The sequence below is a fragment of the Microbacterium ureisolvens genome, assembly GCF_019511645.1.
In the GTDB taxonomy this organism is placed as follows: domain Bacteria; phylum Actinomycetota; class Actinomycetes; order Actinomycetales; family Microbacteriaceae; genus Microbacterium; species Microbacterium ureisolvens_A.
On the sequence record NZ_JAEUAX010000024.1, the window covers coordinates 1 to 11,534 of the forward strand.

Sequence of the window (11,534 nt, forward strand, 5' to 3'; positions counted from 1 at the left end):
CCCCTATTCCCCCCGGGGAGGTTGCGGGGTCCCCCCGGATGTGAGCGCGCGGCCTCGAGAACAAACTCATACACGTACGCCACCAGGCTCCGCGAACAAAGGAATGATCATGGCTGACGAGAATGTGAATGTCCTCGGTGTTCAGACCAACATCGAAGACGTCCTCTCCAACAACGAGGTCGGGAACACCGATGTCGAAGTCGAGGACAACAACGTCAACAGCGCCGTCGACAACGACGACAACAACATCAACAGCGCCGTCGGCAACGAGATCGGCAACACCGACGTCGACGTCGAGGACTCGGGCAACGGCAACTTCAGCGGCAACCTGAGCGGCAACACCGACAACTCCGACAACTCCGACAACTCCGTCGAGACCGACCTCGAGGTCGAGATCGAGGACTCGTTCAACGACAACTCCGACAACTCGAACGACGACAACTCGGAGACCGAGGACTCGTACAACGACAACTCGGAGACCGAGGACTCGTACAACGACTACACCGACTCGTTCAACGAGACCACGCTCAACGACGACTCGGTGACGGTCGGCGTCCGCCAGTACAACACCGGTGTCGGCGGCGACCTGAACCTCGCCCTCGGCGGTGCCGGCGGCGCTGCTGCTGCCGCCGCCGCGGCGTCGGGTGCGCTGAACCTCGACATCGACAACCGCGCACAGGTCGTCGACCAGTCGGTCTCGCAGTCGTTCGGCTTCGTGAACGGCGACGTCGACCAGGAGTTCGAGCAGGAGGCCGTTGCGAACTCGGGTGACTGGGGTGCGGCCGCCGGCGACGACGCCGACGTCGACAACTCGCAGACGACGATCAGCGTCGGCGACGTGTCGATCGGCAACACGTGGATCGACACCCACATCCAGGACTCGTTCCAGGACAACTCCACCAACGAGTGGAACGAGTTCGAGGTGGAGATCGACGACTCGTTCAACGACCAGTCGACCGACGTCGACGTCGACATCGAGGACTCGTTCACGAGCGAGGTCGACAACTCGGTGGAGAACGAGCTCGAGTGGGAGAACAGCGGCAACTTCTTCAGCCCCGGCGGCGACGTCGCGGGCGACGACATCGTCGACTTCTGATCCATTCGCACAGCACTTGCCCGGCCGCCCTCCGAAGGGTGGCCGGGCAAGACCACGTTGCGGACATGTATTTTCCGGTACCGCCCGCGCTTCCTGACCTTCGACTAGCGTGGGGTGGGGGAGTGCGTACAAAGGGGAGCATTCGTGGCTGAAAGCACAGCCGTCCAGAAATCGGTCACGGGGGACGCCGACAAGCCGACCGCGCCGCCGGTCGCACCGGCGGCGAGCAAGGCGCTCGTCTCGATCGTCGACAACGTCGGGCAGCTCGCCACGACGACGGGTCGCGGCGACCTCGCGAAGCGCCTGGAGAACACACATGCCCGTCTGCAGGACCCGAACGTCCGGGTCATCGTGGTGGGCGAGTTCAAGCAGGGCAAGAGCAAGCTCATCAACGCCCTCGTCAACGCGCCCGTCTGCCCCGTCGACGACGACGTGGCGACCAGCGTGCCGACCTCCGTCGGCTACGCCACAGAGCCCGACGCCTGGGTCACGATCGAGGGCGACGACGACACCCCTGCCGAGCGCCGGCGCATTCCGCTGGAGAACCTGGCCCAGTACGTGTCGGAGAGCGGCAATCCCGGCAACGAGCGCAAGGTCATCACCGCCGAGGTCGTCCTTCCCCGCGAGCTGCTCAAGGGCGGCCTGCGGCTGGTGGATTCGCCAGGTGTCGGCGGCCTGGATTCGACGAACGCACTCGCCACGCTCTCGGCGCTGTCGTCGGCGCATGCCGTTCTCCTCGTGTCGGACGCGTCGCAGGAGTACACCGAGCCCGAGGTGCAGTTCCTCAAGCACGCGATGCGCGTCTCGCCGAACGTCGCCGCGGTGCTCGCCAAGACCGACCTGTATCCGCAATGGCGTGACATCGAGCGCATCGATCGCTCGCATCTCGGCGACATCGGCGACGTGCCGATCTTCGCCGTGTCCAGCGACCTGCGCCTCATCGCGGCGGAGGAACGCGACCGCGAGCTCAACGAGGAGTCGGGCTTCCCCGCGCTCGTGAGCCACCTGCGCCAGGAGGTGCTCGGTCGCGCCGAGATCATCCAGGCGCGCAGCGCGGTGCACGACCTCATCTCGGTCGTCGACCAGCTCAAGATGTCGCTGACCTCCGAGCTCGAGGCGATCCTGCATCCCGAGGACACCCCCAAGCTCATCGCCCAGCTCGAGGACGCGAAGGCGCGCGCCGACGAATTCCGGGGACGCTCGTCCAAGTGGCAGGTGCAGCTGAACGACGGCGTCGCCGACCTCATCTCTGACATGGAGCACGACCTGCGCGATCGCCTGCGCAAAGTGCAGCGCGAGGCCGAGAACGCCATCGACGAGGGCGACCCCGGGCCGATCTGGGACCAGCTGACCGAGTGGCTCGATCAGCGCGTGTCGGCGGCCGTGTCGGAGACCTTCGTGTGGACCGACGAGCGGTCGCGGTGGCTGTCGGAGGAGGTCGCAGAGCTGTTCATCCAGGGTGAGACCGACCTGCCGGTGATCTACGTCGGCGACACCGAAGGCATTCTGGACGACGTGGAGGAGATCGCCACGCTCGACCACCGGCAGATGGGTGCCGGTGAGAAGATCTTCATCGGCGTGCGCGGTTCGTACGGCGGCGTGCTCATGGTCGGTCTCGCCACCGGCCTCATCGGCCTGTCGCTCATCAACCCCCTGTCGCTGCTGGCCGGCGTGCTCGTGGGTCGCAGGGCCTATCGTGAGGACATGAACTCGCGGCTGTCGCGCCGGCGCTTCGAGGCGAAGACCCTCGTGCGCCGGTATCTCGACGAGGTCCAGTTCCAGGTCGGCAAGCAGCTCAAGGATCGACTGCGCATCGTACAGCGCGCCGCGCGCGATCACTTCGGCAGCATCGCCGACGAGCTGCACCGCTCCCTCTCCGACGCGGTCCTCGCCGCCAAGCAGGCCGCCGGGACGTACGCGGGGGAGCAGGATCAGCGGGTGAAGGAGCTTCAGCTGCGTGTGCAGCAGCTCGAGACCCTGAAGGCGAAGATCCCCGCGCTGCCGCCGCTGCGAGCAGTGGAGGCAGCGAAGCGGTGAGGGTGTCGATCCTCGACGACGCGAGCGCTCTGGTGCGCGCCGCACGGGAGTTCTATGCCGACGATCGGGAAGCGTGCGACCTGCTGAGCGACCTGGAGCGCCGCCTCAGCGAGCCGATCCGTCTCGCGCTGGCGGGCATGGTGAAGGCCGGTAAGTCCACGCTGCTGAATGCGATGCTCGGCGAACGCCTGGCGCCCACGGATGCCGGAGAGTGCACGCGGGTGGTGACGTGGTACCGCTACTCGGCGACCCCGACCATCACCATGCACCTCGTCGAGGGCGAGCAGCGACGGATGCCCATCCGTCGCGACGCGGGCAGGCTCGTGCTCGACCTCGGCGGAATCCCGCCCGAAGACGTCGCCTGGATCGACGTCGGCTGGCCTTCGACGGGGCTGCGATCGCTCATCCTGATCGACACCCCGGGCATCGCGTCGCTGTCGCGGGATGTGTCCGCGCGCTCGACCGACTTTCTGGTCCCCGACACCGAGCCCTCGTCGGCCGACGCGATCGTGTACCTGATGCGCCACCTGCACGCGTCGGATCTGAAGTTCCTGGAGTCGTTCCGTGACACGGCCGCCGGGGCGTCGCAGACCGTGAACGCGGTCGCCGTGCTGTCGCGCGCCGACGAGATCGGATCCGGTCGCATCGACTCGCTGCTGTCGGCGGGCAAGGTGGCACGCCGCTACGAGAAGGACGGCGACCTCGCGTCGCTGTCGCTCGGGGTCGTGCCCGTCGCGGGGCTCCTCGCCGAGAGCGCGCGGACGCTCCGCGAGGACGAGTTCGCCGCCTTCCGCGATCTGGCGAGCCTGGACCGTGCGTCTCGTGAGGCTCTGATGGTGTCGGCTGACCGGTTCGTGCGCCCTACCGAGGCGACGACCCTGAGCGAGGAGGTCCGTCGTGAGCTGCTGAGCCGCTTCGGCATCTTCGGCGTCCGCCTCGCGAGTGCGCTGATCCGAGGCGGTGCCGCCGACTCGTCGCAGCTGTCGGAACAACTCGTGCAGCAGAGCGGCCTGAACGAACTCCAGCAGTTCATCCAGCTGCAGTTCCGCACGCGCGCCGGGGCGCTGAAGGTGCGCGGCGTGCTCGATGCGCTGCAGACGCTCCTGCGAGAGAAACCGCGCGACGGCGCCGACGCCGTCCTGGGTGGCGTCGAGCGCATCTACGCCTCGGCGCACACGCTGCGCGAGCTCTCGCTGCTTTCGCGGGCGCGCTCCTCGGGACTGCCGCTGAGCCGACTCGATGCGGAGGAGGCGGAGCGCATCATCGGCGGATCCGGACCATCCCCGGCCGCCCGCCTGGGTCTGCCCGAGACGGCCACCACCGCCGAGAGCCGCGTACGTGTCGACGAGCTCCTCGCGCGGTGGCGCACGCTCAGCGAGTCGCCCCTCGCCGAGCGGGCCACCGTGGAGGTCGCCCGCTCGGTGATCCGCAGTCTCGAAGAGGTCGCGTCAGAACTGGTCGCCGTCGGCGCCGGCGCGTCGGACGTCGTACTTGCGGGCGGTCCACTGGAGGGCGCCGTGGAACGTGCTGAACAGGAGCGCGAGGAGGGCGAGGGCCCATTGCGCGAGGAGCACCTGCCGCAGGACAGGGCCGTGCTCGCCCGTGGTGAAGATCTCCGTTGACAGCAGGAAGAGCAGGATCTGCCCCACCACGGTGGCCAGCTGCCACCACCGGACGTGCGGCTTGCGGTTGGTGAACGACACGAGAAGCACGATCTGCACCAGCAGCAGCGCGAGCGCGGCGCCGAAGACCACCCAGAAGATGATGTCGGCCGCCGCGGTGTAGGTCTCTTCGCTCCGGCCCTCCTCGACGGCGCGGACGACGTCTGCGATGACGGGGAGCTGGTCCTCGCGGATGACGAACAGATAGACCACCGCGATGCCGCCGGTGAGCAGGCTCAGCACCCACAGGAACTGGCTGAGCCTGACGGTGAACGGCGGGGGGCGCTTGGTGAGCACGGGGGCCGCGTTCGCACTGGCCGTCGGCGGGCGCGCGGGAGGCTCCCGCCGTGCTGTCGGCGGAGGCGGAGGAGTCCCCTGTGCGGGCGCGGCCGCCGGCGCGGGCGGGCGCTGCGCGGCTTGCGCCGGAACCTTGCGCACCGGCACACGGCCGATGGCTTTCCCCGGGGGTGGGGAGTCCTCGAATGTGGGCGGCGGCGGCTTGGGACGCGCGCTCGCGCGCCCTGGTCCTGCCAGGGCGCGCGAGCGATCGTCGTCTTCCCGATCGGGCACGTCGGATCCTTAGTACTGGTCCTCGGTTTCCGGCTCGAGCGGAGGTTCCTCGTCGACGAACGTCGCCGCGTCGGCGGCGTAGTCGTAGGCGTCCTCGGCGACCGTCTCGATCTCCACGGGCGGTGCCACCGCTTCGACGGGCGGGGCCTCGACGGGCGGGGCCTCGGCGGCCGCGGTCTCGACGGACACGACAGGGGCGGCGCCGGGCGAGTTGTTGAAGGACTCGTCGGCCTCGGCATCCACTTCCGTGTCGGTGTTGGTCGAGTTGTCGTTGAACGAGCCGTCGATGTTGGTCGTCGTGTCCTCGTTGCCGATCGACACGTCGCCCACGGTGGTCGTGTCCTCGGAGTTGTCGACCTCGGCGTCGTCGCCGGCGGCGGCACCGTTGTCGCCGCTGTTGACGACGGCCTCCTGGTCGAAGATCTGGGTGACGTCGCCGTCCGCCCAGATGTTCTGGTTCACCGACTGGTCCACGATCGTCGCGCGGTTGTCGATCGCGAAGGCGTTGGTGATGTTGTAGATCTCGTTCTCGACCGACGGCGGCTTGGGCGGTGCCGGAGGCATCGGCGGCTTCGGGGTGACGTGGGGGTGGTCCACGATGACGGGGGCGACGGCGCGGACGTCCTCGACGCACGCGTCGCTGAGGCCGTTGCGGGCCAGCGTCCCTTCAGGGTCCTCCTCGAACTCGGCGGCTGCGGCCGGGTCCCCCAGGAGGCTGAGTATGAACTCGATCAATGCGTCGGCAATCGTTGCCAAGGGTGTTGTCATGACTCGGCTCCTGTCACTTCGAGAATCACTTTCGACATTAGGTGTTTCTCACAATCGGCGAATCGGGGGTTTTCCCGAATCGGTAGGGGGGTCCTTGGGGGTTCGAAGGGCGTTGCGCACGCGTACCCTCAGCCGTCCTCTGCGAGGGGCCGGGTCTGAGCGAGGGCGATGCGCAGTTTGGCGATCAGGTCCGAGCGCGAGGTCGCGCCGAGGCGCCTGCGGATGCTGGCGATGTGGTGCTCGGCGGTGCGCGGGGAGATGAAGATCGTCTCGCCGATCTCGGCGTACGTCTTGCCCTCCACGACCAGGCGCGCGACGTCCGTCTCGCGCTCGCTCAGCACCGATGCCACGGTGCCCGGCGGTGTCTCGGCGTTCGGGCCGGAGGCCTCCGCGACCGCCGGCTTCTCCTGCGGGAACAGCTCTCGCGCCCGCGCGAGCAGGCGTGCCGACACCTTGCGGTCGTCGGAGCGTCCGGCTCCCTGACCGGCCAGGCGCGCGGCATCCCATCTCAGTCCGATCGCTGCGAGCGACTGGGCCGCCGTGTCGACCTCGTCGACGTCGACGGAGCCGGCGAGGACGGATGTCCACAGCCGCCCGGCCTTCGCCATCGTCTCGGCGACCGCGCTGTGCGGGGCGGCGTCCACGAGTGCGTGGGCGTGGGAGCTCAACGACTCGGGGCGATTGCGGAGGATGCCGCGCTGGATGCCGGCCCACCGCAGATGCGCCGACCACAGCGCCGGCCGGCCGAGCGCGTCGACGAGCGCGAGCGCGCGCGTGAAGAGCGGCTCGGTGACCGCCTCGTCGCCCACCCTGGCGCCGGCGCTCACGAACTCGACGAGCGGCAGCAGCGTGTAGAGGTCGATATCGGCGTCGAGCAGGCCGTCTCGGCCGCGCTCCCACGCGGCCTCGAGGCCCGCGGCGTCTTCATACCGCCGCGCCAGTCCGACGCGGATCGCCTGCACGAGCAGCTCGTCGCGGGCCGCCGGCTTCGGGGTCAGTGCGACCGCGGCCTCGAGCGCCTCGCGCGCCCGCGCACCTCGGGCCTGCTGCAGCGCGATCCATGACTTCCACAGCAGAAGCCGCGACATCACCCACGGGGTGCCCTGGTGTCCTTCGATCGCCGCATCTACGACCGCGCGCGCCGTCGCGAGATCTCCGGCGCTGATGGCGGCGACGGCGGCGATGACCGCCGGATGCTCGGGCATCGGCGTGGAGGAGCGCGACGCCGTGTACAGGTGCGACGCACGCACGAGATCCGTCACGGCCGCCTCGGCATGGTCGGCGCGCAGCGACGTCTGCAGACCTCGCTGCAGCAGATTCATCGCCACGCCGAGTGTCGAAGGCGCTGCACGCTGGATCTCGGGCGCGGATGCGTCATCGGGCCCTGCCGCGCCCGCCTCGCCGACGCCGATGCGGGCGATCGAGCGGCGGACGGATGCCTCGGCCGTCGTCGGCGGGAAGGCATCGTAGAACCCCGACCCGGTGTGCAGCATGCCCCGCATGGACCAGGTGGCGGCGGCGACATCGGCGATGCGGGCCGTGACGCTCTCCGAGCGGTCGTCGAAGGTCATGGCATCGTCGACGAGCTGGGCGGCGGAGTCGATGTCGCCGCACGACCACGCCGCCTGCGCACGCTTCGCGGCGAGGTCGGCCGAGGCCGGTCCGGCCTCGGCCGCGGCACGGTACAGCTCGCCGGCGCGCGCCGGGTCGGATTCCAGGAGCTGGTCGCCGTGTTCCACGAGGGTCGATGACAGACGCGGGTCGCGGACGTCCGCGAGCCAGCCTCCGGTCCGCGAGACGAGCGGGTCCATGCCGTCGGGCATCGCCGCGATGAGATCGACCAGCCGCCGAGCGGAGAGGTTCGCGCGCACGGCGGAGCGCACCACGGGCACCGGCCGGCCGTTTCGCAGCAGCAGCCCTTCCGCGTAGCCCTGGGCGATGACGCTTTCGTCGTCGAGTGCATCGGCGAGCACCGGCGCGTCGTCCGACCGCACACTCATCGCCTCGATGGCCCGGCGCACATCCTCGTCCACGACCCCCATCCGGTGGGCGACGCTCTGCTCGAGCACGTTGCCGAGGGCAGCGTGGGTGCCGTCGTCCGCACAGTCCCGATCGTCGTGCGCGGCCAGCGCGGCCGACACGAGCCATGCCACCCCGCCGGTCACCTCGAGCAGGTGATCGAGACACTCCGGCTTCAGCGTCCGCTCGTTCGCCTCCAGGTGATCGAGCACGTCCGAGCGCGTGAGGTGGCCCAGCATCACTGCGGGGCGACTGCGCTCGAGGTGCCGCGCGATCGATGACAGCGCGTGCGAATGGGGCCACGGCCGGCTGGTCACGACGAGAGCCGCGTCGGGGTCGCTCGCGCGTACTCCCAGCCCCTCCACCTGAGCGGCCGGGAGCAGATGCAGGTCGTCGACAAGCAGGATGCTCGAGGCGGGGACGTCGAGCACGTCGGTCTCGGGCCCGAGGACGCTGACCTCGGCGCGCTGCTGCGTGAGGAAGCGCTGGGCGCCTCGCAGCATCGTGGTCTTGCCCGAGCCGGCGTTCCCCGAGATCAGCACCCGCGGCGGCATGTCGTGAGAGGTGAGCGCGTCGATGAGAGGACGTGCGTGGCGTGAACCGGTGAAGGTCGTCGCGTCGAAGAACGCCGCCACGGTCATTGTGGTTGAAGGCATGGTGGATCCGTCGTCGACCGGCGTCAGGGCAGCGGTTCCTGAGTGGGGGTGGGCGCGGGCTCGGCGGGCGGTGGCGAATCCGCCGGCGGGGTCTGCGTGCCCGGGTCGGTGGTGCCGGGATCGGTCGTGCCCGGGTCGGTCGTGCCGGGATCGGTCGTGCCGGGGTCCGTGGTGCCGGGGTCCGTGGTGCCGGGGTCGGTCGTGCCGGGGTCCGTGGTGCCGGGGTCCGTGGTGCCCGGGTCGGTCGTGCCGGGATCGGTCGTGCCGGGGTCCGTGGTGCCGGGGTCCGTGGTGCCGGGGTCGGTCGTGCCCGGGTCGGTGGTGCCGGGGTCCGTGGTACCGGGGTCGGTCGTGCCCGGGTCCGTGGTACCGGGGTCGGTGGTGCCGGTCCCGCCGGTGCCGCCGCTGTCGCCGGTGCCCGTGCTGCCGCTGTCGCCGGTGCTCGACGTACCGGTGCTCGGGGCGGGTGATGCGCCCTTGGTGGGACGCGGCGCGGGTGCGGCGTCGGCCGTGGTGGTGGTCGTGGTGGTGGTCTTCTTCTGCGGGGTCGCACCCTTGCGCTGCGGGTTGGCCCCACGGGGAGCCGGCTGCTCGGTGACGGGCGCTGCGCTCTCCGGAGCCTGCGGCTGGGCGTCCGGAGCGCCCGCGTCGGGGGCCGACTCGGTCGTGGCTTCGGGCGTCGGCTCGGGCGAGACGGTGAAGAACCCGTTCAGCGCCCCCGTACCCGCTGTGAGCGTGCTTCCGAACACGATCGCAGCCGCGACGACGACCGCGCCGCCCGCGATCGCGACGATGTGCCGGGCGCTGGGCGCGGACGAGGCTGCCGCGACCGGTCCGATCGGGGCCGGGATGCCGCGCTCGACCGGGGATGCCGCGAGCTCGATCTCCGCGGCCGCCGCCGGTGTGCCTTCGAAGATCGCCAGTTCAGCGGACACCCCCAGCTGCACGTCGGCTGCGCGGATGAGCGCGGTGTGGGCGGCGCCGAGCGCGATCGAGGACTTCGGGTCGGCGTCGATCGCGGTCGGCCGGCCGAAGCGCTCCGACAGGCCCTGGGTGACCAGCGGGATCCGCGACGAGCCCCCGATCAGCAGGATGGACTCGACCTGATCGGGCTCGATGCCCGCGTCCTCGAGGGCATCCTCGAGAGCGTCGATCGTCTTGGCCAGCGAATCGTCGATCATGCCCTCGAACTCCGCGCGCGTCAGCCGCACGCTCGAGCGGCCGCCCGGCAGCAGCACCGGGATCACGGCGTCGGAGTCGAAGGAGAGCGCCTCTTTGGCGTCGACGCACTCGCGACGCAGTTGAGAAAGCGCGATGCGTGAGTCGGGGGAGGCATCCTGGAGAACGTCGGCGGGGACTTCCGCCGTGCGCAGCACGTGACGCAGGACGGCGTCGTCGAAGTCCGCGCCGCCGAGGTTGTCGATGCCGACGGGCTCGCCCACCAGATCGAAGCTGGCCTGCTCCTTGCGCAGGACCACGCAGTCGAAGGTGCCCCCGCCGAGGTCGTACACGGCCAGGATCTGACCGTCGTCGACATTGCGGGACGCGTCGTAGTGGCGTGCAGCGGCCTCGGGCTCGGTGATGAAGGCGACGTCGCTCACACCGACCGCCTCGAGGGCGGAGCGCACCAGGCCGATGCGATGCGGACCCCACATCGCGGGGTGGGTCAGGATCACGCCCTCCGGGCGAGCGCCCTCGCGCTCCGCCACCATCTCGATCACATCGGCAACGGTCCGGGCGTACAGCTGCTCCGCGGGGATCGCGTGTCCGCCGACGACGATGGGGATCTCGTCCCCGATGCTCCGCTTGAACTCGCGGATCAATCGTTCGGGCTGCGTCACCCCGCGCCGCTCGGCCGCGTCGCCGAACAGCATCTCGCCGTCCTCGGCGACGAAGACCACGGTTGCCACGCTGTCGGCGCGACGACCGAGCGGGAAAGAGGAGGTGACTATGTTGCCGTCGGGAGCAAGCCTGGCCGTTGCGGCCCCCACCCGGCTGGTCCCGACATCCACCGAGAGGAAATAGGATTCCACGCTGAAACGCCCCCACATCGTCTGCGTGCGAGCTCCCCCGATCTCGCATCGACCGCTCTAGTTCCGTTCCCCACGAGAGAGCGGCCGACGCCTGCGATGATACATCCGGTTTCAAATCGCCCTCAAGGGGTCCGTCCGCTTTGCGAAGTCACGACGTCACTCAGCGAAACAGCGTGTGCGAGCATGACGACTCATTGGCACTCACGTTGCATGAGTGCCAGCCCGTTGCCTAGACTGACGTAAGCACTCTCAACGTCAGAGTGCTAACGAGTCTTAGTCTCAAGAAAGAAGAGGTAGACCGTGTCGGTTTCCATCAAGCCGCTCGAGGACCGCATCGTCATCAAGCAGGTCGAGGCCGAGCAGACCACGTCCAGCGGTCTGGTCATCCCCGACACCGCCAAGGAGAAGCCCCAGGAGGGCGAAGTCGTGGCGGTGGGCCCGGGCCGTATCGATGACAACGGCAACCGCATCCCGCTCGACGTCGCCGTCGGCGACCGCGTGATCTACAGCAAGTACGGCGGCACCGAGGTCAAGTTCGGCGGCGACGAGTTCCTCGTCCTGTCGGCTCGCGACGTCCTCGCGGTCGTCGTCCGCTGAGTCTCGCGCACTGCGCGTAACGAGAGGGTCGGATGCTTCGGCATCCGGCCCTCTCGTCGTTCCCGGATGCGGCGAACCCGGGGCTGCGGGCCGGGGC

The 11,534-nt window shown here is 69.6% G+C and carries 7 protein-coding genes; 4 read left to right on the forward strand and 3 right to left on the reverse strand.

Annotated features, from left to right (window positions below):
* Positions 1-109: 109 nt before the first annotated feature.
* The 3 genes from JNB61_RS19715 (at position 110) to JNB61_RS19725 (ending at position 4,755) form a co-directional block, all read left to right on the forward strand.
* Positions 110-1,096: a hypothetical protein gene (locus JNB61_RS19715; RefSeq protein WP_220288315.1), complete on the forward strand. Its 987-nt coding sequence runs from the start codon at positions 110-112 to the stop codon at positions 1,094-1,096.
* Between the two features lie 144 nt (positions 1,097-1,240).
* Positions 1,241-3,133 carry a dynamin family protein gene (locus JNB61_RS19720; protein ID WP_220288316.1) on the forward strand — a complete coding sequence of 631 codons (1,893 nt, stop codon included), beginning with the start codon at positions 1,241-1,243 and terminating at the stop codon, positions 3,131-3,133.
* Complete coding sequence (locus tag JNB61_RS19725) at positions 3,130-4,755, forward strand: dynamin family protein (RefSeq protein ID WP_220340719.1); 1,626 nt, start codon at positions 3,130-3,132, stop codon at positions 4,753-4,755. The genes JNB61_RS19720 and JNB61_RS19725 overlap by 4 nt, the downstream gene beginning before the upstream one ends.
* A gap of 618 nt (positions 4,756-5,373) precedes the next feature.
* On the opposite strand, the gene JNB61_RS19730 is transcribed toward JNB61_RS19725, so the two are convergent.
* The 3 genes from JNB61_RS19730 to JNB61_RS19740 form a co-directional block, all read right to left on the reverse strand.
* Positions 5,374-6,132, reverse strand: a complete 759-nt coding sequence (locus tag JNB61_RS19730; protein WP_220340720.1) for an IniB N-terminal domain-containing protein — start codon at positions 6,130-6,132, stop codon at positions 5,374-5,376.
* A 128-nt stretch (positions 6,133-6,260) separates the two neighbouring features.
* A complete protein-coding gene (locus JNB61_RS19735) occupies positions 6,261-8,807 on the reverse strand; it encodes a helix-turn-helix transcriptional regulator (protein ID WP_220340721.1) in 2,547 nt (848 codons plus the stop codon).
* 23 nt (positions 8,808-8,830) lie between these two features.
* Positions 8,831-10,717 carry an Hsp70 family protein gene (locus tag JNB61_RS19740; protein WP_220340722.1) on the reverse strand — a complete coding sequence of 629 codons (1,887 nt, stop codon included), beginning with the start codon at positions 10,715-10,717 and terminating at the stop codon, positions 8,831-8,833.
* Between the two features lie 423 nt (positions 10,718-11,140).
* Here JNB61_RS19740 and groES point away from each other — a divergent pair, with 423 nt between their 5' ends.
* Complete coding sequence (gene groES / locus JNB61_RS19745) at positions 11,141-11,437, forward strand: co-chaperone GroES (protein WP_045275440.1); 297 nt, start codon at positions 11,141-11,143, stop codon at positions 11,435-11,437.
* Positions 11,438-11,534: the final 97 nt, after the last annotated feature.